A 24,036-nucleotide genomic window follows, 5' to 3' on the forward strand; every position below is an offset into this window, starting at 1 on the left:
CGCCCGCCGGCCTACCGGTCTGGCCGGCATCAGCACGAAGCGCATCAGAGCCTCCATCAGAACCGGGGCGGTGCGCCCTGCTTGTGGCAGAGAGCTGTATCTTGCCACTTGGGCAGCGAATGGTGACGGGCGCGCGCTGACCTGGGGCTGCGCAAGGTAATGTGCGTTGACCTGGGAAAACTCCTCTCGGTAGTTCTTACGAGTCAACGCCGTTTCCCAGGCTCATGTGCCATCGCGGCCTCTCACCAGAGAGCGCCTTGCTCGGCTGACGGACGGGTAGTGGGCGGCATCACCGCCAGGCTCACTCGCGTCTTGGAGTTGATGGCACGAGGTTCCGTTGTCACGGCCCCCGCCTCACGCAACTGTCGGACGGCCTCGATCACTTGGGCGGGCCGATAGACGGTTTCCAAGAGGGCGTATCGCTTGAGCTCGGGGATGCTTCGCCCATTGGGCGTTTCGGAGATGAAGTCGTGCAGGATCCGTCGCAGCGGAGCCGTATCTGGTTCGAATACGAGGTCAAGCATCTGCTGTTGAGTGTCCCTGGGGTCGCGGTAGCGGACGCCATAGGAAGGGTCCACCTTCCACATGGCGTCCTTCATCTTCTCCAGCCCCAGTTCGTGCTGGGTGCCGAAGATCAGGTAGAGCATCCTGCCGCCCTCGTCGACCATCTCGAAGTACAGCGTGTGCGTGAAGCCGGCCTGGCGCAGCGTGTTCCGGTATTGCTCGCGCAGGAAGGTGAACTTGCCTGACGGCGGCTGCTGGAAGACGCCTTGCCACTCCTGGCTTCCGAAGGCTTCGTCGCCGAATTGGCGGTGGCCGTCGTGCTTCTCGGCGAACCGGGTGAGGAAGCTGGGCTCGAAGGTCACCATCACTTCGGTGCTGGGATGGCGCCCCAGCTCCTGGAGGAGCGAGAAGGGGATGTCGGGTCCGCCGAAGCTGTCCAACAAGACGAAGAGAGGCTTCCCCAATGCGCCGATGCTCCGCAGCCTCTGCAGGAGGGCCGGGTGGAAATCTCCGTGACGTATATCGACCGCTATTCGTTTGGTGATGTCGTCCGTTTGCCGGGAGCGGGCGAGCTCCATCTGGCGCTGTAACTCTTTGACGCGCCGGGCGTCCTCCTCCATGAGGATCACCCGCATACGTTTCGGGAACCGGTGCAGAGCGTCGGCGAAGACTTCGTAAGCGATGACCGGGGAGCCGGGCTCGCCTTGTTTGTAGACGCCGGCACCCGCGAAGCCTTCGGCGTAACTGATCACGTCGAGTCGTGACAGCAGAATCGGCGCCCATGCCGCCAAGTACTGCTTCAGTAAGTCATGTTTGGCAGCCGTGTGCGGATCGCGTTCCCACACGGCATCCTTCGGTACGGCCACGATCGGTCCCCCTACTCCCGTCGGCCTCGCTGGGGAGAGGGTCACACACCGTTGCCATATGTCACCAGAGTGCGTACGGCGTCTGCTGGACTTTGGCCGTTAATGGGCTGCGACAGGCAGTCGGGCCGGCATCTCGTCCCACGTTGTTCCGTCGAGTTCGCGGCCCCCTGACTTCGGGCTGCGGCCACCCCATTGCTTGAAGAAGAAGGGCACTTCGGCGTGGTTGCAGGCGTCGCGGATGTCCACCAGCCACTCCTCCTGTACGGGGCGATGGTGGGGCCCGGACTCGCCTCCGGCAATAACCCAACCGATGCCGTCCAGTTGTAGACCGGTAAGCGGACCGAGAAGCGGCTCGCAGGACAGGAAGCGCACGGCTGCGGGAACCTGTCGAAGGTCGTCGACACGATCCAGGTGCTCTGCATCTTCGACGGAGACGCCCATCCACAGGTTGGAGGGCCAGTCGAGTTCACCAGCCACACGTCGCAGCCTGCGGGCTCTCTTGGTCAGTAGCTGGTAGGTGTGCTGGGGAGTCTCGGCAATCACCTGGAAGACCTGCCGGACGAAGTCAAGGGGGACCTTGGCGTGGAAAAGGTCGCTCATGGAGTTGACGAAGACCATCCGTGGGGCCCTCCACTGGCGGGGAATGGCCAGTGCGTCAGGGTGAGGGGTGAGGCCGAAGCCCGGGCCGGATGTCCTGGGATCCCCGTCAGTCTGGTACTTGGCAACGCCCATGGCCTTGAGGCGCCTGGATAACGTCAAGGCGTAGCAGTTGTCACACCCGGGGGAGATCCGGTCGCATCCTGTGGTGGGATTCCAGGTCGCCTCGGTCCACTCGATTGTGCTGCGATCGCCCATGGGTCCCCTCCCGTAGCGGGTGGACGCTGGTCATCAGCGCTTTCCCACCCGGCGCTTCGACTGCGCTGCCTAACGAGCGACGTGCCGAACTGACACGCGATCACCCCCATCCTTCACGTCGAACAGGTGTTCTGTGAAGGGGGAGTTGGGATCGAAAGCCGATGTCTGATGGCTAGCCGTCAGTAGAAGCCGTCGGCCGTGAGGTATCGGCTCACCGCTGGACGCCCGCACAGCCCGGCGGCTGTCCACGGCCTCATGGAGCGCGTGACGAGCAGCGAACTCGCGCTCTCGGCTTGGGAAGCGACGGCGCTTCTCTCGAGGGAGGCGTGCTGACCTGCAGATTCGCGCTACTTGTTTGTAGCCGTGAGGCGGCTGAGGCACCGCTAGTGACCTCAGTTCACCGCCCTTATGGGCACGCGGAGGGCATGGGACCCAAGACGGAAAGAGGTCGGCGCTACTGGGCCCCCAGCCTCGGCGAAGATTGCCCTGGCGGAGGACAGCGAGTGGCGCGGCATTGCGACTGCGCACGTGCGGTCAACGCAAGACCGTGCGGTCACCAAACGGGTAAGGGCCTCTTGCACCTTGTCGGCTCTCCAACGGCGTAGCGCGCTCTCTGGCACAGGGTCACGGCATGACCCGCCTGATGACAGCTTGGTCCGCGAAGTCCGCCACATAGACCGTTCCGTCGCCGTCGACACCGACTGCGTTGGGGTTCTTAAGGCCCGCGACCATCGTGGTGAGCGAGCCGTCGGGGCCGACGCATAGGAGTCGTCCGCCGTAGAAGTCCGTCACGTAGATCTCGCCGCTCCGCGCTGGTGCAAGAGCGGCAAGCGTGTTTGTCTGCAGCGGATCGGCGAGCAGTTCTTCCATGGCGTCGGGCTGGTCTGGGTCAATGCGGCAGATCTGCTGTCTCTTCGTCTCGACAGTGATCCCCAGTAGTTTGCCGGTGGCCGGATCCGGAGCAAGCCGTTTGATGAGGTGGGGGGTTCGGCCAAGCAACGTGTACTGGCCATCGGGGGTGTAACGCCAGAGCGTCTGGGTGTGCATGGCAATGATGAGATCCATGCCTTGCCAGGCGAAAGCGAAAATCGAGTTTTCCGGCTCAGGTTTGCTGACGGTGTAGCTGGCGCTCAAGTCCGAGTTCGTGGTGAGGACCAGGAGGTCCGGCTCGCCGAAGAGGTGGATTGCCAAGTCACCGTTTCCAGCGCGGGCCAGGGTCTCGACCCCTCCATAGAACGGTGGCTTGGGTACGACACCCGCAGCCGGCTGTAGTTTCCGCGTGCTGGGGTCGATCTGCCAGATGGTGGGTTCACGGGTGGCGATCAGTAGTCCGGTCTTCTCCGTCCAGATGATGTCACTGACGGGTGGTAGGGCGGTGACCCAGTCCGTGACAGTGCCGCGGGGGTGTGCGCCGGCTTCGACCACTGCTTCGGCGTACTGTCCTTCGTGTTCCAGACGGAGCGTGCAGTGGCCTGTCGCGTTGACGCGCATGCCCTTCTGGCGTTCGACGGAGACGGAACTGCTGTTGTCAGAGCTGATCTTGGGATTGTCGATCGGCTCGGTCCAAGCGGCCGTGCCGTCCGTCTTCCAGGCCAGCGCACGAAGGGGATGGAACTCCTTGACACGGGCCTTGATCAAAGGCGGTTCCAAGCTGATGCGCATGGTGCGGGCTGGGTGCGCAGCTGCAGTCGGATCGCCGTCAAAGAGTGTTGATGCGTCGAATACGACAAACGCTGGCTCGTTGGAGCGGCCGCGGGCCCAAGCACGAGATAGCGTCCTCGTGGTGTCCCAGCTCCATGTGACGTAGTCACCGGGGACGTAGGAGCGCTTGGTTGCGACAATCCGTTGGCCTTCGACTCCCGCTTCTCGGATCACGAGCCGGATGCCGGTGACGTCCAGGGGCTCGATGCAGTCCTGGTTTGTGTAGAGGGGGATGTTGACCTCCTCCACGCGGTACCAGTTCGCCAGTCCTGCTGCCCTGACCAACCAGATTGGCGTGCTGGGGCTTTGTAGCGAGCCGTCGATCAGGACTACGTCATGTTCGTCGGTCGGAATGCCGACTGTGGACACTGTGATAGTCCCGAGGCCGCGGCGTAGGACTGGGCATGGCCGTTCGTCGATGAGAACTCGGGTGGTTGGGGTGGCGCGTTCCACCCGAAGAGTCAGTGTGTCGTCGTCGCGCTGGGCATAGCCGAGAATCGTCGGGGTCACGGCCATGTCCCGATCAAGGAGATCGAGTAGGACGCAAGCATGGGCGAGGAGCCGCACGCATTCCTGCAAGGTCCGACAGATGAGGGCTGGTTTGTCCTTGTGTGCACGGTCTCCACGATGCAGGCCGATTGCGGCCCCGAACATCTCGTATAGCCGCTGCTGGTCACCTTGTCGGTGCGTCACCTTGATCTGGCGTGGCCCCTCCTCCATGAACGCATGTTGCAGCAGTCGGCTCCCAATCACGTCATGCAGTCCGGTGCGGCGTTGTACCTCGGCTTCCACGTGTCGGAAGGCGTCGAAGATGGCGTCGTCGTAGCGCTCCTGGCTCACGGCTGCGGTGCACAGTGCAGCGACGTCTTCGCGCAGCACTGACAGCATGGTCTCGTAGCCGGCGCGGGGGCTCGGAACAACCACTCGGGCGTCCTCAGCAGTGGTGATTACATCGCCCGCGAGGATCGTTTGCTCGTCCGGCGTGTCGGTTTCCGGTTGGGGCGCCGGCGCGACTGCCAGAGGGGCGCTCTGCTGAAGCTCCTCCTCGATTCGAAGGAGGTCAGCACCGCCTCGGACTTCGCGATAGCGTCGCAGGCGACGCCGGTCGATGACGAAAGTCCAATCCCATGGGCCTTCGTGACTGTGCCCTGCCGACTGCCAGAAACTCGGCACCAGCATGCCGAGGACCCGGAGGTGAATCATCGTCTCCCGAGTTCTAGCCGCTTCTGGAGAAACAGACTGCTGGCCCGGAGGAGTTGGCTGGGGAGGTTGGGCATCAGGCACAGGGCCCAAATCCAGTCCGCGCGCCTCGGCGTACTCCCGGCTGGTGACCATGAAGTCGGGAGGGTCGACTGGCGTCTGGGCCTCACGCGAGCACACCCAACCCAAGAAGGAAGCGAGAGCGTCAAGATCGTCTCTGCCGCACTGGCAGGCATTGACGCCGCGGAGGGTCAGGCGGACTTCGTCGTTGTCATAGAACCCGACCTGCCAGGGACGCCTCAGCAACTCCTCTGACACGGACAGCAATGCGGCCTGGGTATCACCGATGCCGAGGCGCTTGTCCATGTGTAGATCGACCGTGCGGTAAGTGGGCCAGGTTCCCTGGGGATAGACCAAGCCGTAGATGAGATCGAGAATTTGCTGCTCTTGTTCACCCAGCGCCATGCCATCATTCTCAACTACCCAGCACACTCTCGACGCCCTTATTCGACCAGGACCTCCAGCTGAGCGAGGGCGCCGTCTCTGTGGATGAGCTAGTGGTCGGAGCCTGAACGGCGGGGCTGTTCAGGCGACGACGAGGGAGCGGAACTCGTTGCGGATGCCGGTGAGAGGTTCGCGGTCCCGGCTGTAGTAGAGCTTGTTGGTGAGCAGAGCTGCCCAGCGGTCCTTCCGGGGGGAGAGCCACATGGCGGTGCCGGTGAAGCCGTAGTGCACCCAGACGTCGTCGGCTTCCGGCGTCGTGCCTGGTGCGGGGTGCCAGAACAGGCCGCGGGGCGGCGCCAGTTCACCGGTGTGGATCTGGAGGGATTCCTTGATCCAGTCCGCGCTGAATCCGGGTGATGCGTTGGGCTGGTTGGGATCGAGGAGGTAGCGCAGGAACGTGGCGAGGTCGTCGAGGACGGAGAAGGCCCCCGCGATGCCGCACACCCCGCCGAGCAGACGGGCAGAGAAGTCGTGGGCGGTCCCCTTGAGATGGGTTCCCGTGCCGTCGTCGAGTTCGGTCGGTGCGCAGCGGGCGGCTGCCTCGAGGCTCAACGGCCCGAAGCAGGTCTGTGCCATGCCCAGCGTGCGCCAGACGCGTTCGGCTGCGAGCGCGTCGAGCCGCTGACCGGAGAGGTGCTCGGCGAGGTAGCCGAGGATAAGGGCGGCGCGGTCGGTGTATTCCACGGCCTCGCCGGGCGGGCGATGCAGGGCTTCACGCAGGACGCCGTCGCGGACGTCCTGCGGGTCGGTGCCGTACAGGTTCTTGAGGTTGGCCCGGAGCGGGACGCCGGCGGTGTGGGTGAGCAGATGGCGTGCGGTCACCTGCGCCAGTTGATGTCCGCTCACTTCAGGCCACAAGTCGCCAAGCGGCGCGTCGAGTTGGAGCTTGCCGTCCTCGACGAGGCAACCGATGGATGACCACACAGCAAGGATCTTGGTCAGGCTGGCGACGTCGAAGACGGTGTCGCTCCGCATCGGCTCGTCGGGCCGCTCGGGATCCAGGACGCCTGTACTGCCGCTAGCTCGGGTTCCTCGGCTGTCACCGACGGCCCACACGGCGCCTGGGTAGATCTTGTCGCGTGCACCGTCGTGGAGGAGTCGGTGGATGCGGTCGGTGTCGAGGTCGAGCGCCATGGTCTCCCGATCGATCGTGGGCCGTGAGATGTCCCGTTGGTCAGCGTAGTGAGGAGGCCGGACCGGAACCGGCTGCGGCACGAACAGGTCAGATGAGCTGTTTGCCGAGGTCGGCCAGAGCAGCGGCGGTGACCTTGAGGGGGTAGCGAGCGGCGTTGGTGCGGCCCGCAGTTTGGAGGGTCGCCAACAGGCCGGGTGCGCAGCGGAGACGGCTGAGGTCTTGGGCGAGGGTGGCTGGGTTGGTGAAGTCGGTGGCCAGGCCGGTTGCGGCGAGGGTATCGCTCAGCCCTGGAACGGGCTGGTAGACGACCGGTAGTCCGCAGGCTTGGGCTTCGAGAGCGACGAGGCCCATGGCTTCGAGGGTGGTCGAGGGCATGACGAGGACGTCGTGGTCGGCGAAGGCTCTCCACAGCTGTGGACGGCTGAGCCAGCCGAGATAGCGGACGTGGACCTTGAGCTGGCGCAGAAGTGGGGCAAGACCATGGAACTGGTGACGAGGCGCTGCGATGCTCAGTTCAACGGCTTGGGCTACGGGCATCGCGCGTAGGAGTGCCTCGATGCCCTTCTCGGCGGTGAGGCGTCCTGCGTAGAGCAGCCGGAGGTGTCCGGTCGGTCGGCGGGCCGGGCGCGGCGGTGGGGTGGTGAGCAGATGGTCGGGGATGCCCCAGGGAATCTTTGCGATCTTCCTGCGCTGCGTGGTGGGTGCGAGCTGAAGGAGCCGATCCGCCATGGCGCCGGTCGGGACGACGATGGCGTCCGCGAGACGCGCGGTTTCCTGCAGGACACGCAGCTGGTCACGGTGGGCTTCGGCGAACAGCAGGTCGGTGCCGTGGACGAGCGCGATGCGAGGGTGTGCGGGTAGGGCGCGTATCAGGGCCGGAGTTCCGCCGAAGGTGAGGTGTTGGAGGTGGAGGACGTCGACGCTGGATGGGTCGATGCGCTGCGCCAGGGCCCGGCGCAACGCGGCCACGTACGCCGTGAATGGAGGCCCGGAGAGGCATTTACCAGGTACGGCCACCAGCTCCAGCTCCGCAGGTAGGTGGGGCGGAGGCGCCTGCGGGGCGAGCATGAAGGCGCTGGCCGAGATCGGTGGGTTCTTGCCGGTGTAGAGGTCGAGGAAGAGCTCGACACTGCCGCCGGCGCTGCCGAAGGGCAGGTCGAGGACGGTCGCTACCTGTGGACTCACGTGCCACCTCCGGCGAGCTCCTCGTAGAGGCGCGAGATGTCGATGCCTGCGGTCGCGGTGTACTTGAGGCCGTGCTGTTGGTAGCTGGCCGGGGTGCCGAGGCTGTGCAGGAAGACGAGCTTGCCGAAGGTCATCCGCGGATAGACGCGGACCGGTCTGGCGGCACGGATCTCCAGCGTCCAGCGGATCGCGTGGCCTTGATGCCCGAGCGGGGCGGAGACGTGGACCCAGATGCCAAGCGCGCCGATGGTGCGGTCGCCGTTGAGGAATTGGGCGTACGTCTCCGATCCGGTCATCTCGAGGGTGATGCCGAGGTAGAGCACGCCAGGGTGCAGGACATATCCGGAGTCCGGGATGGCGGTCTCGGCGTACGGAGTCGGAGAGGCCGCGTCCAGATCGGCGTCGCAGATGCGCAGGGTGTCGCCGAGGCGCCAGTCGTATGCGTTGGGGGAGAGGCGGGCCGGATCGTACGGTTCGATCACGATCTCACCCGTGGCTTGAGCGGCGGCGATCGCGAGTCCGGTGAGGATCACGAGGCCACCGCCCGGAGCTTGGTCACGTCGCGCCAGTAGGCGGAGGGCTGCGGGCCGGTCGCAGCCTGGTACTTGCCTGCGTATGGCGAGATGGGGCCGACGGAGGCGAAGAACATGATCTGTCCGATCCGCATGCCCGAATAGACGCGGAGGGGGCGGATCGGCGTGAGCATCAGGGTCCATTGGCCGTGGAAGCCGATGTCCCCGATGGGGGCGGTGATCTCCACGAAGAGGCCGAGCCGTCCGACGGAAGACCGACCGAACAGCAGCGGGACGAAGACGTCGGAGCCGACCTCTTCGAGGGTGTGGCCGAGGTAGAGCTCGCCGGGTTGGAGGACGTACCCGTCCGGTCCGATCGTGCACTCGGTGGTGGCGTTCGGCTGGTGGGCGTCCAGGACGTCGGCGGTGTAGGTGAGCAGCATCGGGCCGAGGCGGACGTTGTAGCTGTTGGGATTGACCTGCTCGGAGGCGAAGGGCGTGATCCGCAGGCGGCCGTCGTGCGCGGCGGCGGTGATTTCGGGGCCGGTGAGGATCATCGCGTGCCTCCGTCGGCGGGCGCAGTGAGGACGTGCTTGAGGGCCTGACCGAGGAGCAGCCCTGCTGCGTGTGAGCGGCCGGCCAGGTAGTTGTCTGCGAGGTAGTCGGTGGTCAGCATCGTGGTGATGCCGTCCGGCAACGGGTCCGGCGACGCGACGAGAGGACCGGCCTGTTCCGTGAGGGAGGTCAACAGGCCGTGAACGTCCTGACGGAAGTGTTCTGGGATACGGGCGTGAACGAGCTGGTTGCCGAAGGGCTCGATGGCGAGCAGGTCGCCCAGCGTGAGGATGTCGTCGAGCGGGACAGGCCGCAGCGCGGTGTGGTTGAGGATGACTGCGTCGACGCCGAGTCCGCTCCGCAGACGCGTGGCCAGGTCGAGGAGCAGGCCGCGGCGATCGGGTGTCTGGTGGCTATACGCCCGAGCGACGGGCCCGAGGCCGCTTGCCAACTCCTTCCCGACTCTCCCGATTTCCTTGATCGCCTCTGACAGTTCGGCTGGAACAGCTGCTGGTTTCCGGTCCGGGAAGCGAGTGGTGCCGGCGCCCCAGCCCGGCCCGATCGGCGTGGCAACCGCGTACCCGTCGGCGAGTTCCCGTCCTTTGACGATGAGCGTGTCGCCCACCCGAGCCGGGCCGGATTGATCGCTGTGGCAGTGCCCGGCGAAGATCACGTCTAGAAACGGGCATGCAGCCGCCAGCTTGAGGTCCTCGTCGAACCCGGAGTGGCTGAGCAGGATCCAGCTGTCCACCTCATGGTGGTGGGCGAGCATCAGCTCGCGCAGCGCCTGGACAGGATCGGTGACGCGGTGTTCGGCGCGCTGGCCGACGGGAATCGAGTGGAAAGCCTGCCGACCGATCACCGCGGTGACGCCGACGCGTCGGCCGTCGATCTCGACGACCCGCACGCGGCGGAAGAGCGTGTCGCCTGTGTCGGCATGGACGGCGTTGGCGCAGACGGTGAGGCAGTGGAGGTCGGGTTCGAAGTGGTGCGGCCACCCGTGGTTGCCGGGCGCCAGGACGTCGTACAGCTTGAGCAGGATCTTGCGCTCGATGGTGCCGTGAGCGAGGCGGTAGTAGCCCGAGCCTTCGAAGAAGTCGCCGCAGTCCACGACGAGCGAGGTCGGGCGGAGAACGTGGAGGTGGGTCAGGAACGGGGCGGCGTGGTCGAGGGTGGAGTGGACGTCGGTGGTGGCCACGATCTGGCGCAGGGTGCGGGTGGCGGTCATGGGGTGACCTCGCAGATGTCGGCACCCAGCGCACGGAGCTTGCCGGGGAGGTCGGCGTGACCACGGCGGAGTTGGTCGAGGCCGCCAACGGTGGTGACGCCTCGCGCGGTGAGGCCAGCGACCATGAGGGCGGAGCCGGTGCGGATGTCGGTTGCCTCCACACCCGCGCCGGTCAGTCGCTGGGGGCCGGTCAGACGGCATTCGGTGGGGGAGATCTCCTCGATCTTGGCTCCGAGGCGGGCCAGTTGGGGCAACAGGTTGCCGTGGCGGCCGGGATTGATCGCGTCGGCGAAGAGGTGGGTGCCGGGTAGGCCGAGGGCGAGTGCCATGAGGGGCGGTTCGAAGTCGGCGTCCAGGCCGCCCGGGCTGAGGGAGGCGATAGCGCGGAGAGGGCGCCCTGCCGACTTCGCGTCCTGGGCGCGGACAGAGAGCGCACCGCCCTCGACGTCGGCAGGAATGCCCAACTGCGTGAGAGCCAAGACCAGTGGCCCCACATCCCTGCCGCCTACGCCCCTGATGCATGCTTCGCCACGCGTGGCGGCGACGGCGCAGGCCAGGGTGCCGGCCTCGATCTTGTCTCCGGGTACCTCCCACACCACGGCGTTACCCTGTCCGGAAGACGGTGGCGAAAGGGTCAGAACATCCTCGCCGACCCGGATCTCCCAGCCCACAGCGTCCAGCGCGTCCAGCACGCACAGGACCTCCGGTGAGAGATTTGGGCCACCCAGTCGCAACGGGCGACCGGTCGTCACGGCACGGAGGACGGCGGCCACCGTGGCCCCACGGGAGCGGAACGGCAGCACCAGCGAGACCGTGCCGGTGTGCGGCATGACGGCCTCGACGCGGTAGCCGGAGTCGTCTAATGCGGTCCGGTCGCCGAACGCCTCGTAGACCTTGAAGTGCAGTTCCATCCCGCGGGCGCCGATCCGGCAGCCTCCCGGCCAGGGCAAGCGGGCCGCACCGTGGCGGGCGAGTAGAGCGGGCACCAGGTAGTACGACGCGCGGATGTGGGCGGCCTGAGCCAGGTCGGGATGTGTGCGCTGGCTCTCCGTCGGCAGGACCACTGCGCTCGTTGGCTCGCCCGCCGGGTGTGCGACGTGCCAGCCCGCCTGCTGCAACAGCGCCTGCATGATCTGGACGTCTGTGTTCGCCGGGATGTTGCCCAGTCGCACCGGGCGGCCGAGGGCTGCCGCGGCGGCCAGCAAGGGCAGAGCGGCGTTCTTCGAGCCGTCCACGGCGACGGCGCCCGAGAGCGGGGGACCGGGGCGTACGGCGATCACTTCGGCTGCGACGGCCGGGGTGCGGGTGGTCGGCATCATCAACTCCTCTGGAGGGGAAGGGAGACGGCGATTTCGTGGTCCGGGCCCGTGGTCAGGGCGATCTCGGCCCAGCACCGTTTGCCCGTGGGCGTCGGCTCGGCGCCGTACCGGTCGGTGAGAGCGGCGACGAGGAACAGGCCCCGGCCGTTCTCGCTGTGCTCGTCCGGGAAATCGGGCCGAGGCAGCACCGGACTGGAGTCGCACACCTCGACGCGTAGGACGGCCTCAATGAGCCGCACCTCCATGGAGACCTGGCCGGAGCCGGCGTACCGGACGGCGTTGGTGACCAGCTCGCTGATCACCAGCTCGGCCGTGTGCACCACCTCGTCGCCCAGATCCGCTTCCCAGCCTTGTATCGCCTCTGCGGCCTGGTGCCGGGCGGAGGCGACCGCGGTGGGGGTAGCGGGTAGGGACAGGTTGAGCTGGTGCGCTGCCATGAGCGGCCTCCCGAAGTTGGTGCGGCCACTTCACGCAACCAGCTGGTCGCGGCGGGTGGTTAGCCCAGGTGCTGGCGCTGCATCGGTTATGCAGGAGCTGCATCACGGCGAAGTACGGCTGATCTACGCTCGGTTGAACAGGCAGGATCGGCGGCGGCGGAAGGGGCCGTGGCAGATGGCCGGAGCACACAGTGAAGCGAGACGGATCGGTGAAGTGATCCGTCAGGCAAGGGTGTTACAGCGACGCTCGCAGAAGGACGTCGCCGCCGCGCTCGGCTACCACCAGTCCAAGGTCAGTCGCCTGGAAGGTGGCCGGGGCACAGAGGACATTCGCGTCCTGCGTGCCGTCGCGCAGGAACTCAAGATCCCACCTCAGCAGTTGGGCCTCGCCACTGCTCCCGACGCCTCCGCCACTCACCCCGAAGATGAAGACATGCACCGCCGTACCTTCCTCGCTGCGAGCATTGCCGCCCTCGCGACCCCAGCCACCTCCGCTGCCACCCACGACGACCTGGTGCAAGCTCTTCTGCCTGGCCTGAGCCCGACGACCTCCGGTGCTCCGTTGGACACGGCGGTCCTCCGTGAACGGGTCGGCGCTGCCCGCAGACTCTTCTACACCTGCGACTACGCGGAATTGGAACGAAGCCTGCCCGGCTTGATCGCTGATCTGAGGCTGGCCTCTAGTGATGCGGCAGACAGCGATGTGCTGTCCGCCCTGCTGGCCACCACGTACCAGACCTCGACAAGCCTCCTGCTCAAGCAGCACGATCAGGGCAACGCCTGGCTCGCCGTCGGCCGCGCGATGGCCGAGGCCGAACGCTCCGGCGACCCCGTGGTCCTCGCCTCCAGCGTTCGCGTGCAGGCCCACGTCCTGGCCCGTGAGAAGCACACCGCCCAAGCCGTCACCCTCGTCCGGCACACCGCCGACCAGCTCACCGGATCCTACGACCGTCGATCCCCGAAGTACCTGGCCGCCGTAGGGCTGTTGCTGCTGCGTGGCGTGACCGCAGCCAGTGGTCGAGGCGATCGCGTGGCCACCGAAGAGTTCCTCTCCGAGGCCAAAGAGGTCGCCCGCTACGTTTCGCTCGACCGGCCGGACGCCTGGGCAAACTTCAGCCCCACGAACGTCGCCCTCCACGAGCTCAGCGCCCTAGTGGCCTTCGGCGACTCCGGGCTCGCCCTTCAAGCGGCTCGCCCCCTCATGCGTCGACACATCCCTGTGCCCGAGCGCCGTGCCGCCCTCTGGGTGGAGGCGGCTCGTGCCTACAGTCAGCAGGGCCGCCTCGCCGACGGCTACCAAGCCCTCCGTATCGCCGAGACCTGTGCCGCCCAGGACGTGCGGCGCCCCGCCGTCCGCGACCTGGTCGCCGACATGGCCGCACGCGACCGCGGCCGTACCCTGCCGGAACTGCACCACTTCAGCCGCCAACTGGGAGTCCCTGCGTGACCGAGCCGAACGCCCCGGAGAAGAAGCCGTTCCTCTACGTCGTCGTGTGCGCCTGCGGCATCGCCGGCGACGTCGGCAGGCTGATCACCGCCGCGCAGGAACGGCACTGGGACGTCGGTGTGATCGCCACCCCGCAGGGTCTGGGCTTCCTCGACACCGAGGCGATCGAAGCCCAGACCGGCTATCCGATCCGCTCGGCCTGGCGTACGCCGGGCGAGGCCCGACCTCTGCCACCTGCGGACGCCATCGCGGTCGCGCCGGCTACCTTCAACACGGTCAACAAGTGGGCTGCCGGCATCTCCGACACCCTCGCCCTGGGCGTTCTGTGCGAGGCGTACGGCATGGGCATTCCCACGGCCGTCCTGCCATACCTGAACACGGCCCAGGCAGCCCATCCCGCCTACCGCCGAAGCCTTGACCAGCTGGGCGAGATGAATGTTCGGATCGGCAGCTACGAGCCGCATCGCCCCAAGGCGGGCGGCGGCGCCGATCGCTTCCGCTGGGAGGAAGCCTTGGAGCTGCTGGAGCCCAGGCTCCCTGGTTGACCCTGAGGGGCGGCTTGGTCAGGAGCTGGGTAGCAGAGCCAGGACGGTGGATTGGACGAGCTGGGCAGCGGCGAGGAGGTTCGGGATGCCGCCGCAGCGTTCGACGAGGTTCTGGAGCATGTAGCGCACGGTGCCGGGCTCGCGTTCGGGTTCGTCGAGGCGCGGCGTGATCATGGCGAGGTCGCGAAGGGCGGCGTCTGCTTCGGGGTACTGGCCCCGCAGTCCTTCCAGGCGTCGCCGGAGGTCCTCGATGCTTTCGCGGGCTTTGTCAACGGCTTCGTTGGTGATGTTGTTGGTCTGGGTGGCGTTCTGGGAGAACGGGGCGGCCTGGGCGGGCCCGGTCATGTCGCCGTTGTTGATGATCCCGAAGTTGGGACCGTTGGGGACCGGGTCGGGTTGGCGGCGGATGGCCATGCGGGGCTCCTGGCGGGCTCGTGGGTCAGTTCGTCATGGAGGGGTTGGCGGAGAACGGCGTGGCCTGTACGGGGCCGGTCATGGTGCCGCCGTTCATGACGCCGAAGTTGTAGATCGCGGTGGCCTGTTGCTGATAGGCGGCGATGTCGACGTTGTGGTCGCGCAGGAAGATCTCGGTGGAGTCGAAGACGCGGCGCTGCATCATCTGCACGTAGTAGCGGGCGTCGTCGTTCATGTGCATGTCCTCGAGCCAGCGGACGCTGTAGACCTCGCGAAGGCTGACCGGGCCACTGCCCGGATCGAGTTCGGGGCGCTTGCGCGGCTTGCGGCGTATGAGCCGATCGAGTCCGACGTAGACGTCACCGAGCGCATTGAACGCCGTGCGGGCGAGCCACTTCAGGTTGCGGGGGTCGGCGGACTTGAGTCCGGCCGCCTTCGGGTTGAGCGGACCCATGATGTGCGGGCGAACGGTGACGCGCAGGAAGCCGCCCTGGTAGGCGAAGTGGACGAGTATGGCGGCGATCAGGTCGCCGTTCCAGGCGGTGACACGGGCCCAGATGTAGCGGCGGGCGATCTCCTCGACGGGCTTGTCGCCGAAGCTGTCCACGGCGAGGGTGTGCAGGCTGCGCCAGGTGTCGTCGTCGATCTCGTCCCACCGCTTGTAGTGGATGCCGGCGATCCCGATGACTTCCATGCGTGGGATGGGGTGCTCGCGGTGGTGAGCGGGCGCCGGGTCGTCCAGGCGGCGCGCGACATGGGCGTGCAACTGGGCGACGGTGAAATGCTTCAGCGGCTTGCGGGCCACCGGCTTGTTTTGCTTGGCCAGCGCCTCCAGGACAGCCTTGGCCACCTCGGCCATGTCGGGCTGGCCTGTGCTTTGCGCCGGTGAGGCGAATCCTGGAGGTGGCCCGGAGATGTCGTCATCCTCGTCCTGGCCCTCCGGCGCGGGCTCCACGTCGATGCCGATGACCGCCTCGTTCCATGCCTGGAGACCTCCCCCGAGAAATCGGTGCCGGTCACCGGTTCGTCGACGCTCGTAGAGGTACGGCAGCGCGTGAGCCTGCACGGACGGTGTGGGTGCATGCAGTTCTCCGGCCAGCAGCGCGTTGAACCGCGCCTGCGCCAGGCAGCGTTCGACCACATAGACGCCCCACACCCCGCCCAGCAGGACCAGAGCCGCCCAACCCGCCGTCAGAACTCCGGCGATCACCTGCCAGACGACGAGTGCGATCACCGCCGTGACTGCTATTCGTCGTCTTCGCATGTGGCGGATGGCACGGTCGCTGGCGTGGATGACGGGTTCCTGGTGAAAACCGTAGACCGGCACCGGCCGCTCCGACTTCTTGATGCGGCGCCGGACCCAGACCGCATAGTCCTCGCCCAGCACGACCGACGGAGGCGCCGGCTCGGACGCGTCAGCGGGCTTCTCTTCTTCCTTCGCGGGAAACAGCCACCGCAGGCGTTTCCGCACGGCTGCCTTCAGCTTCTTCCACAGGTCTGCGAGTTGGGCACGGAGCACGGCCAGCCAGTCCGTGCGGGCGAAGGCGGCGGCACTCAACCGGCGGGTGACGCCTTCGGTGTACACGCCGTGACGGATCACGTCTCCGGCGACATCCGCGGTCCCCAGCGGTACCGCAGGCGCCGAAAAGACCGACTGATGCTCTGCGAACGCCAACTCCCCACCCCCGTGTCCAGCGAACCAACCGGGATGACATCTCGGCAGGCACAAAGGGGCATCGTCCACGCGCACGGCGAGTGCGGCCATACCGCAAACCCGCACAAGCCGTGCATGATGGCGTCCCGGTTGAATGTTGACCGAAAGGCGCCCCTAGTCCGAAGCCAATTTGCACACGAGGCGTTGGCTCGCTGAGGGCCTGATCAGCGCCGCCGTGTCGGTGACCCCTGTGGTGGCTGGCCGATAGCTGCCGCGGGGTGGACCGGCACACTGGACCGTTGCATGGCACTGTGGGCCCTGGCTGCCTGGGCCCAAGGACCAGGAACGTGGCGCTCGCCGAGGCGGCGGATACGCCAGGTCAGCGCGCGGGCGAGACTGCGGGCGCCGTCCAGGGCACGTTGGTGCAGCGCTTGGCCGAGAACGGTGGCTGCGTCGTGTCCTGCTGCCTCTGCCTCAGCGAGCACGGTGGCGAGTGCGTCCCAAGCGGGGTCGTTGAGGATGCGCTCGGCGTGCTCCGGAACCACATCCTGAAGGTGGTGGGCGAAGCGGCGCTTGGTCTGCGGGCCAGGTGTCCGACTGGCGAGGCCGACCAGGACGGGCTCGACGGTCTGCGCGTACGCGGTCTGCAGATGGAGGAGGGCCTGTTCGGCTGCCGCCTCCTGCTGGGCGTGCTGGCGGGTGCGGTGCCAGTGCAGCGCGAAGGCGACCGCGGTGAGTGCGGCGTCCAGGAGCATGGTGAGCCCGGTGCCGTCACTGTCCTGTGGCCTCTCGCGCCAGATGGTCTGGATGCTGCGGCGCAGGGCGCGGGTGCTGTCGAGGTCGGCGGCGATGCGGGAGCGGGTGGCGCGCTCGAAGGCAGCGGCGGCTTGTTCGAGTTTGGCCCGCGCCGCGGTCGGTGCCATGACGGGCAGCAGGTCCAGCGCCGCGCCAAGCGCGACGAGTTGGCCCTGGGCCGTCTGCTCGTCGGCTTTCGTGAGGTGGTGGGGGATGCGTTCGGTGGCGGCGGTGGCTTGGTGCCACGGGTTGCCAGGGTGGATGGTGGCCGGCTCGGGGCTGGTGGTGGCGAGGCGTTCGCGGATCTTGGGCAGGGAGAGGTCAGGGGCGAGGGTGGAGCCCGCGAACCACACCAGGTCGCCTTCCTCGTTCACGTTGCCGGGCAGGGCGAAGTTGCAGCCGAGCGCGTCGCCGGAGGGAGCGAGCTTGAGGCGTACATCCACGCCGGTCGCCTCCAGCAGCGAGAAGAACTCGGCCTCGTCGGCCGCGGCGGCGACCGCGCGGCGCACCCGCATGCGCAGGATCTCGCGGGCGGTGGCGTCCTGGCCCTGGCGTTTGGCCTTGAAGTGCTCCTTGCTGGTGGGGCGTTTGGCGGCGGTGCCGTCGCCCGGCTTCAAGCGCCGTAGCCTGTAGTCGACTTCGATCTCTCGGGCCTCGCGCTGGACGGCCCGGATGTCGTAGTCCCGTTTGGGGCGGCGGCCGTCCTGGCGGACAAGGGTGGCGGCGATGTGGATGTGGTCGTCGGCATGCCGTACGGCCACCCAGCGGCAGGCTTCGGCGTCTCCCGCGGGGGCGATGCCGGCGGCGGCCACGATCCGGCGGGCGATCTCCGCCCACTGGGCGTCGGACAGGATGGGGTCCTCTGGGGCGGCGCGGACCGGGCAGTGCCAGACCGTGGTCTTCGGAGCCTGGCGGCCGAGCATCGCCACCGGCTGGTCGAGCTGCGTGTAGAGCTGCTTCTCCACCTCCTTGGGGTCGCGGTGCGGGCTGCGGCCGGGATCGGGGGCGAAGTCGTTCCAGGACGCGACCAGGTGGGGGTCGACGTGCTCGTTGGCGTCGCCCTTGCCGAAGAGGTAGGCGATCAGGCGGCGGGTGCTGCCCTTGCCGGTGATGATCTTCGGTATCACCGGCCCTGCCTTCCCTCCGTGACCTGGGCGACGGCGGTGTCCACGTCGTCGATCGACGCTTCGACGCGGGCCAGGAGCCGGTGGACGACGTCTGGCTCGGGCCAGGCGCCGTCCTTGTTGAGGTGCCAGGTGAGCTGGTTGAGGTTGCTGCCGATCATGCCCAGCTGGCGGTTGGCGGCCATCAGCGCCTTCACCATGGCGCGGTAGTCGGCGATCGCCGCCGTCGGGTCCTCGGCGCGGGCCGCGGCGAGCGACGCCTCGGCGACGTAGCCGCCGGTCTGCATGCGGCAGAGCGCGGCGGCGTGGGCGAGGTCGGTGAACTCGCTGTCGCTGTAGCGGGGGTGGACGCGGCGCTCACGCAGGCGCGACTGACGCAGACGGCGCTGCGGCTTCGGTGTCTGCGCGGCGTGCGGCGACGGTCTGGTGGCTCCCGTCTCGGTCGGCACCCCCGGGCCGACCGACCTCGGTGCCCCCTCGGCGCCGGGTGCCTCCGCCATCTCGGGGGCGGAGGCCGGGTAAGGACTCCTTACCCGACAACTTGCTGCGCTGTCTGGGGCTGAGGTGGTGTGCGTCTGCTGTTGAGCTGTGGGGAGTTCGTGGTGCTGTTCGTGCAAGGATGCGCTCCGGTGGTGAGGGGGCGGGAGATGTGTCACGTGCGTCGCATGCGTCCCATGCCTGGTCAGCACAGGTACGGACACTCGGGCAGGTACGGAGAAGTCCGTCCCGGCGAGGACATCCGTCCCCGCGGTGACCTGCGCGGGGACGGATGCGACGCAGTGATACGGACCCAGCGGGAGGCGGGTCAGCGGGCGCGTTTCGGGCTGACGGGGCCGCTGCGCGGGCCGATGGGCAGCTGACCCGCCGGGGCGGCGGGCGGCTTGCCCTGGGCCGGGGGCGCGGGTGTGGCGTCGTGCGTGGGGGCGGGCGCCGTCTCGGTGAGGTCGGGGCAGTGTCGGGCCCAGCTGTCGAGGAACCGGTTACGGGCGTACCCCTTGGCCTGCCTGCCCTTGTCGAACCGGTAGTTGGCCGGGCGGATGTCGAAGTCCCGGAGCATTCTGCCCAGGTGGTAGGCGTTGAGCCCGTTGGTGCCGTGCTCTGCCCAGGGGGCGTCGGGGTCCTGGAGCAGGGCGGTGACCAGATCCAGGGAGGACAGGGCTTCGGGGTTGCCGTGTGCCTCGAAGACGCTGTGGATGTCGCGCAGCAACCTTGTCTTCAGGTTGGTCTGCTCGTCCTGGACGGCCTCGAACCGGGTCATCGCGACACAGGCCGCACGGGCGCTGGCGGGCCAGTGGCCGCCGGCCAGGTCGGCGATGATGATCAGCGGCTCCCAGGTGTCCGCCGCCCGGTCCTCCACCGGCATGGTCGGCGCCATGCGGCCGGCCGTGCCGCGCAGCGGTCCCAGCCAGGCGGCCAGTTTGTCCCGCAGTGCGTTCAGTTCCGGTGTGGCGTAGCGCGAGCGGAACGGGGTCACCTTCTCGCCCGGCTTGCGCTTTTGCATGCGGAGCACGACCGCCCGGTCCGTGATCGTGTCGGGCAGGTCGCCGATCGAGGCCAGCGCGGCCATGGCGAAGGTCGGATACGGGGTCGGCTTGTGCTCCGGACCGGAGATGCGCCAGGCGGGCCGGTTGCGCTGGTGTCCGGCGTTCAGCAGGCCGCGAAGGTCCTCGTTGTCGCCCGCCTTGCTGAAGATGGTGTCGGCCTCGTCCACCAGGATCGTGCGCGGGTTCTTGCCGATGACGCGGAAGAGCACCGCCGTGGACATGTTCACCGTCATGATCGGCTGGTGCACGGTCTCGTGGAGCACGTCCAGAACCCGGGACTTGCCGCAGCCCTTCGTCGGGCCGACGACTGCCAGACGCGGCGCGTGCTGCAGAACGGTCTGGATGTGCGTGGCCGCCACCCACAGGGTGACCGCTGTCAGTGCCTCGTCACTGGGCAGTACGACGTACTTCCCGATCACCGCCCGCAACTCATGCAGCAGTTCCGCACCCTCACCGGAACCTTGTTCCTCAGGGTCTGCCGGTCCCTGAGGAGGCCGGGAGACGGTCCCGTGATCCGGTCCCGGTGCGTCGACGGGACCGGTCCCCTCCTGCTGGGCGGTTCCCGCCACGGGGCTGTCAGACCCTGGCGACTGGCGGGGACCGTGATCACGGTCCCCATGGCGGTCCCCTGGTGCAACTGCAGCCTCTTGGGGACCGGTCCCCGATTTCCCGCCGCTAACCTGCGATTTTGCACTGGATGCCGATACGGGGACCGGGACGTGCGGGGACCGAGCAGCGGGCACGTCGCGGGGACGGTCCCCAACACCAGCATCAGCAGACGGCCAGGGACGGTCCCCGTGTGTTTCCACATCCGCCGAGTGCTCGACGGTCCCCGACGCTGGGGACCGTGTGTCCGCCTGATCCCTGCGGCGCCAGGGGACGCCCTCGCCAGGGATCGCCGGAGTGGGCCAGCCGGTCGGGGAGGTGTTCGTGGAGCTGGGGGACGTAGGGTCCTCCATAGGCGTTCCTCTCCGGTGAGGGGTAGGACGGGCAAAGTCCCGCCCCTCACCAGCTCGTTCGTTCAGGGATGGGCGATCAGTCGGGAAGTCTTCGGCCCTCGGCGTTGGCGCGCCGGGGGCCGCTTCGTTGTCCGCGCCAGACGCGGGGTCAGGCCGTGAGGTCGTACGACGTCTGGGCATCCAGCCACGAGTCCACCTCCCGCCAGCGGTAGCGCAGGTGACGGCCGACCTTGTGGACGCTGGGGCCGATGCCCCGGTACTTCCACTGGTAGAGGGTCTTGACCGGTACCCCGAGGTACGCGGCCACGTCGGCGGGAGTGGCGAGCTGGTCACGCTCGGCGCCGGCAAGGCGCGGGGAGTGGTTCGGCAATGAGGTCTCCATATCGGAATCAGGGTTTTTGATGGCAGGCGTGGGCGACACAGCCACACCACCTGGGAAGCGTCCAGAGTGAATTCTTAAACTCCCGGTTACTTCCCTCGGCGTCGCCGGGGAAGACCAAAACTGTAAGGGCGGATCGCCGGTTGCCGAAATGGCTCCCGCGGAAGCCGAAATTTTCTGCGGCGAAGCAACCGGCCGAGGTGCCGGAATCCGGTACCTCGGCAGCTCAGAAGCGGTGTCCAGCAGTCAGGAGTGACGCGGCCAGCCCGCCGGACACCTCATCCGATAGGTGCTCAAATCGCCCAATTCTTTGACGCGGAGGGAAGGTAGCACAACCTCCTCGCTGAAACGGCTCGTGATGTACCGGAATTCGACGAGACGAACACCACTTCGCCCCCGAACGACTTTTGGAGAGTTTAAGAACTAACTCTTGCCATAGCGGTCGGCTGCAAGTTACAGCTATCTGTCATGCCCAACCGACCTGTCGAAATAGGCCCCGCCGGCCTTCACGCCGCCCGCGCCATCGAGCACCTACGCCTCGTGCGCGGGCTGACCCAGCACCAGCTCGGCGCCCGCTGCACCGCACTGGGCCGCCCGATGGCCAACACCGCCCTCAGCCGCACCGAACGCGCCCGCCGCCGCTGCGACATCGACGACCTCGTCGCCATCGCCACCGGGCTCGGCGTTCCTCCCGCGACCCTGCTCCTGCCACTCCCGTCAGGGCCCAGTGATGACCGGAGGGGGTGCTAGTTGGCGCGGGTCTGGATTGAGGACCGCATAGGGCACGCGGCGTACGTTCGCGCTGCGGCGGAAGCCAAGCGGGCGGGCCGTACGCCACCGGGGCGCTACCGCGTGCGCTGGTACGACCCTGACGGCAAGCCGAAGATGAAGACCTTCACCCGCAAGGTCGATGCCGAGGCGGAGCGGACGAAGATGGAGTCCCGCCTCAGCGACGGCTCCTACCGTGATCCAGCCGCCGCGCGGGCGAAGTTCGCAGAGATAGCGGAGTCCTGGCTGGCTGCGCAGCTCCATCTCAAGCGTTCAACCCGAGGCCGCTATCGCGGTGTTCTCGACGTCCACGTGATCCCCAAGTGGGGCACCACGCCATTGGACCGCATCCACTTCGAGGACATCGCCGAGTGGCTCGCGGACCTGCTGTCCGGCGAGGCGACCGGCGGCAGGAAGCTGAGCCCTCGGTCGGTCCGCAAGGCGTACGTCGTTCTCAGCCGTGTTCTCGGCTACGCGGTCAAGGCCCGTCGTCTGGCGGTCAACCCGGCTGTCGGCGTGCCCTTGCCGAAGGTGATGCCCGCTGACCACGTGTACCTCGACGACATGCAGGTCGACGGGCTGGCCAACGCGGCAGGCGCCTACCGGGTGTTCATCCTGCTGCTGGCCTACACGGGTCTGCGCTGGGGTGAGGCGTCCGCGCTGAAGGTGGGACGTGTCGACCTGGACGCCTGCCGGGCGCACATCGTCGAGGCGTACGTCGAGGACAACGGCAAGCTCTACCTTGACACCCCCAAGAACCACGAGCGTCGCTCCGTACCGATCCCGCGGTTCCTGGCCGAGGAGCTGAAGCCTCACGTCCAGGGGCGGGGAGATGAGGAACTGCTCTTCACCGCCCCGCAGCGCGGGCCTCTGCGGGCCCGCAACTTCCGTCAGCGGTTCTTCGCGCCGGCGGTCGTGAAGGCCGGACTGGGGCACCTCAAGGTCACCCCGCACAAGCTGAGGCACACGGCAGCCTCGCTCGCCATCGCCAGCGGCGCGGACGTCAACGTCGTCCAGACGATGCTGGGCCACAAGTCGGCGACGCTGACCCTGGACACGTACGGGCATCTCTTCCCGGACCGCCTGGACGAGGTCTCGAAGAAGATGCACAAGCGCCGCTCCAAGCAACTGGCCAAGGCGAAGGCCAAGCTGGAGAAAGCGGAGAAGGAAGCCCGCAAGGCTGCCGAGGCCGTGGCCGTCCTGGAGGATCCCGCGGCGTGATGTGTGCCAAATCCGTGCTGTCTTTGACAGCAGGGGTCGTTTCGGCGGCGCGGCGGAACGCTCCCTGCTGTCGGGCTGCTAGGGCAGGTCGCGGCGGACCAACGCCCGAGCGAATGGTTGTCCGGTGGCCTGGGCGTAGGCCATCCGCTCGCGCACCTCGCGGAGGGTGCGCGGGCGGTAGCCGGGGCCGCCGCAGCAGCTCTTGTGGAAGCGCACACCGGCGTGCAGCAGCACTGAGAGAGTGCGCCAGGCGGCGGTGTCCCGCCTCTTGGGTGCCGCGAAGGCGGAGCCGACGTGGATCAGTGGTTCGGCGCAGCGTGGACAGACCCGGTCGTGGTCGTGGTAGCCGGGGTAGGGCTGCTTGTACGAGGCCCGGCAGGGCAGGCAAACGTACGAGGTCTTGGCATGGGCCATGCGGGAAGGGTAGAGCCACCACAGGGTCGGGCTCGACAGATTTCCGGCAGCCTGCGCAGGCCCTTCAGTAAAGGTGGGGCGGCGATGGCCGACCGTACTTGCTTCTACTCGCCCCTTCGGAGTGCTGCGTCGACGGCGGCAGCATCCCTCGCGGCCAGCTCGCTGATCTCTCTGGGGACCTCGCGGTCGTCGTACACGAAGAGTCTTGCGTCGACGATGTGGGTCTTCGGTTGCCAGCCGAGACGACGGCCCGCCTCGCGTGCAGCACGACGGACGTCCTTGAGTTCGCCCATCTCCTCAAGATCGCCGCTGCTCAGGATCAGCTGCCCGTGGTAGCCCCGGTAGCGAGGCTTCAGTGAAGCCCGCATCAGGCTCTCCAAGCGGTCGACCAGCTTGTCGTGCCGGCGCCGGGCCAACTCGTCCTTCGCGGGCATCTCACACAGCTCCCCACCTCTGCCCACAGCTGCATGTGTGCCATATGTGTGCTGCGAGTACGAAGGCCCTCCCGTCCGTCGGACGAAAGGGCCTCTGACCAGGTGTTTCTCTGTGCCCCCGGCAGGATTCGAACCTGCGACACCCGCTTTAGGAGAGCGGTGCTCTATCCCCTGAGCTACGAAGGCGGGGCTTGGGCGAAACCTTGGTCAAGCCCTGAGCGACCCGGGGCGAGCTGCCGTGTCGAGGAGGTGGGCTGAGGGCCCACGACGCATGCCACGGCGCCTGCCGGGGCGCTCGGTCCACAGGTTACCGGATCAGGGCTCGGTTGGGCGCTGG

22 protein-coding genes and 1 tRNA gene are annotated in these 24,036 nt (G+C 67.5%); 4 read left to right on the plus strand and 19 right to left on the minus strand.

Annotated features, from left to right (window positions below; translation table 11 throughout):
• Positions 1-242 precede the first annotated feature (242 nt).
• The 10 genes from ACFYXA_RS23040 to ACFYXA_RS23085 form a co-directional block, all read right to left on the minus strand.
• A complete protein-coding gene (locus tag ACFYXA_RS23040) occupies positions 243-1,370 on the minus strand; it encodes a three-Cys-motif partner protein TcmP (protein WP_389035737.1) in 1,128 nt (375 codons plus the stop codon).
• 99 nt (positions 1,371-1,469) lie between these two features.
• Positions 1,470-2,225, minus strand: a complete 756-nt coding sequence (locus ACFYXA_RS23045; protein WP_389035740.1) for a DUF5131 family protein — start codon at positions 2,223-2,225, stop codon at positions 1,470-1,472.
• Between the two features lie 624 nt (positions 2,226-2,849).
• Positions 2,850-5,591: a TIGR02391 family protein gene (locus tag ACFYXA_RS23050; protein ID WP_389035744.1), complete on the minus strand. Its 2,742-nt coding sequence runs from the start codon at positions 5,589-5,591 to the stop codon at positions 2,850-2,852.
• Between the two features lie 120 nt (positions 5,592-5,711).
• Positions 5,712-6,764 carry a serine hydrolase domain-containing protein gene (locus tag ACFYXA_RS23055; protein ID WP_389035747.1) on the minus strand — a complete coding sequence of 351 codons (1,053 nt, stop codon included), beginning with the start codon at positions 6,762-6,764 and terminating at the stop codon, positions 5,712-5,714.
• Positions 6,765-6,852: 88 nt separating this feature from the next.
• Entirely contained in the window at positions 6,853-7,950 is a 1,098-nt protein-coding gene (locus tag ACFYXA_RS23060) for a glycosyltransferase family 4 protein (RefSeq protein WP_383475415.1), read from the minus strand.
• Positions 7,947-8,483, minus strand: coding sequence for a deoxycytidine triphosphate deaminase (locus tag ACFYXA_RS23065; RefSeq protein WP_389035752.1), 537 nt, complete (start codon positions 8,481-8,483; stop codon positions 7,947-7,949). The genes ACFYXA_RS23060 and ACFYXA_RS23065 overlap by 4 nt, the downstream gene beginning before the upstream one ends.
• On the minus strand, positions 8,480-9,019 hold the full coding sequence (gene dcd, locus ACFYXA_RS23070; RefSeq protein WP_383475410.1) for a dCTP deaminase: 540 nt from the start codon (positions 9,017-9,019) through the stop codon (positions 8,480-8,482). Before dcd ends, ACFYXA_RS23065 begins: the two co-directional genes overlap by 4 nt.
• Entirely contained in the window at positions 9,016-10,245 is a 1,230-nt protein-coding gene (locus tag ACFYXA_RS23075; protein ID WP_389035755.1) for a metallophosphoesterase, read from the minus strand. The genes dcd and ACFYXA_RS23075 overlap by 4 nt, the downstream gene beginning before the upstream one ends.
• Positions 10,242-11,561: a UDP-N-acetylglucosamine 1-carboxyvinyltransferase gene (locus ACFYXA_RS23080; protein ID WP_389035758.1), complete on the minus strand. Its 1,320-nt coding sequence runs from the start codon at positions 11,559-11,561 to the stop codon at positions 10,242-10,244. Before ACFYXA_RS23080 ends, ACFYXA_RS23075 begins: the two co-directional genes overlap by 4 nt.
• A gap of 2 nt (positions 11,562-11,563) precedes the next feature.
• Complete coding sequence (locus tag ACFYXA_RS23085; RefSeq protein ID WP_389035761.1) at positions 11,564-12,001, minus strand: ATP-binding protein; 438 nt, start codon at positions 11,999-12,001, stop codon at positions 11,564-11,566.
• 175 nt (positions 12,002-12,176) lie between these two features.
• Between ACFYXA_RS23085 and ACFYXA_RS23090 the strand changes: the two genes are divergently transcribed.
• Both ACFYXA_RS23090 and ACFYXA_RS23095 read left to right on the plus strand, forming a co-directional pair.
• Positions 12,177-13,448, plus strand: a complete 1,272-nt coding sequence (locus tag ACFYXA_RS23090; protein WP_389035764.1) for a helix-turn-helix domain-containing protein — start codon at positions 12,177-12,179, stop codon at positions 13,446-13,448.
• Positions 13,445-13,993: a flavoprotein gene (locus ACFYXA_RS23095; RefSeq protein ID WP_389035768.1), complete on the plus strand. Its 549-nt coding sequence runs from the start codon at positions 13,445-13,447 to the stop codon at positions 13,991-13,993. Before ACFYXA_RS23090 ends, ACFYXA_RS23095 begins: the two co-directional genes overlap by 4 nt.
• An 18-nt stretch (positions 13,994-14,011) precedes the next feature.
• On the opposite strand, the gene ACFYXA_RS23100 is transcribed toward ACFYXA_RS23095, so the two are convergent.
• From ACFYXA_RS23100 to ACFYXA_RS23125, 6 genes are all read right to left on the minus strand, one after another.
• Positions 14,012-14,407, minus strand: a complete 396-nt coding sequence (locus tag ACFYXA_RS23100) for a hypothetical protein (protein ID WP_155058527.1) — start codon at positions 14,405-14,407, stop codon at positions 14,012-14,014.
• A gap of 25 nt (positions 14,408-14,432) precedes the next feature.
• Positions 14,433-16,172 (minus strand): hypothetical protein, encoded by a 1,740-nt coding sequence (locus ACFYXA_RS23105; RefSeq protein ID WP_389035773.1) that lies wholly within the window; start codon positions 16,170-16,172, stop codon positions 14,433-14,435.
• A 113-nt stretch (positions 16,173-16,285) separates the two neighbouring features.
• A complete protein-coding gene (locus tag ACFYXA_RS23110) occupies positions 16,286-17,983 on the minus strand; it encodes a mobilization protein (RefSeq protein WP_389035776.1) in 1,698 nt (565 codons plus the stop codon).
• Positions 17,980-18,480, minus strand: a complete 501-nt coding sequence (locus tag ACFYXA_RS23115; RefSeq protein ID WP_383475389.1) for a plasmid mobilization relaxosome protein MobC — start codon at positions 18,478-18,480, stop codon at positions 17,980-17,982. Before ACFYXA_RS23115 ends, ACFYXA_RS23110 begins: the two co-directional genes overlap by 4 nt.
• 305 nt (positions 18,481-18,785) lie before the next feature.
• Positions 18,786-19,952 (minus strand): DUF3631 domain-containing protein, encoded by a 1,167-nt coding sequence (locus ACFYXA_RS23120; protein ID WP_389035781.1) that lies wholly within the window; start codon positions 19,950-19,952, stop codon positions 18,786-18,788.
• A gap of 679 nt (positions 19,953-20,631) precedes the next feature.
• Positions 20,632-20,853 (minus strand): helix-turn-helix transcriptional regulator, encoded by a 222-nt coding sequence (locus tag ACFYXA_RS23125; RefSeq protein WP_389035784.1) that lies wholly within the window; start codon positions 20,851-20,853, stop codon positions 20,632-20,634.
• A gap of 477 nt (positions 20,854-21,330) precedes the next feature.
• On the opposite strand from ACFYXA_RS23125, the gene ACFYXA_RS23130 reads away from it, so the two are divergent.
• Both ACFYXA_RS23130 and ACFYXA_RS23135 read left to right on the plus strand, forming a co-directional pair.
• The gene (locus ACFYXA_RS23130) at positions 21,331-21,612 is read left to right on the plus strand and encodes a helix-turn-helix domain-containing protein (RefSeq protein ID WP_389035787.1); all 282 of its coding nucleotides are present in this window, start codon (positions 21,331-21,333) and stop codon (positions 21,610-21,612) included.
• 102 nt (positions 21,613-21,714) lie between these two features.
• The gene (locus ACFYXA_RS23135; RefSeq protein ID WP_389035790.1) at positions 21,715-22,851 is read left to right on the plus strand and encodes a tyrosine-type recombinase/integrase; all 1,137 of its coding nucleotides are present in this window, start codon (positions 21,715-21,717) and stop codon (positions 22,849-22,851) included.
• Between the two features lie 78 nt (positions 22,852-22,929).
• Here ACFYXA_RS23135 and ACFYXA_RS23140 read toward each other — a convergent pair whose 3' ends face one another.
• The 3 genes from ACFYXA_RS23140 to ACFYXA_RS23150 form a co-directional block, all read right to left on the minus strand.
• On the minus strand, positions 22,930-23,265 hold the full coding sequence (locus tag ACFYXA_RS23140; protein ID WP_389035793.1) for a deoxyxylulose-5-phosphate synthase: 336 nt from the start codon (positions 23,263-23,265) through the stop codon (positions 22,930-22,932).
• 104 nt (positions 23,266-23,369) lie between these two features.
• A complete protein-coding gene (locus tag ACFYXA_RS23145; protein ID WP_389035796.1) occupies positions 23,370-23,699 on the minus strand; it encodes a hypothetical protein in 330 nt (109 codons plus the stop codon).
• Between the two features lie 113 nt (positions 23,700-23,812).
• Positions 23,813-23,885: transfer RNA gene (locus ACFYXA_RS23150), tRNA-Arg, on the minus strand.
• Positions 23,886-24,036: the final 151 nt, after the last annotated feature.

This window comes from Streptomyces sp. NPDC002566 (assembly GCF_042889585.1).
Taxonomy (GTDB): Bacteria; Actinomycetota; Actinomycetes; order Streptomycetales; family Streptomycetaceae; genus Streptomyces.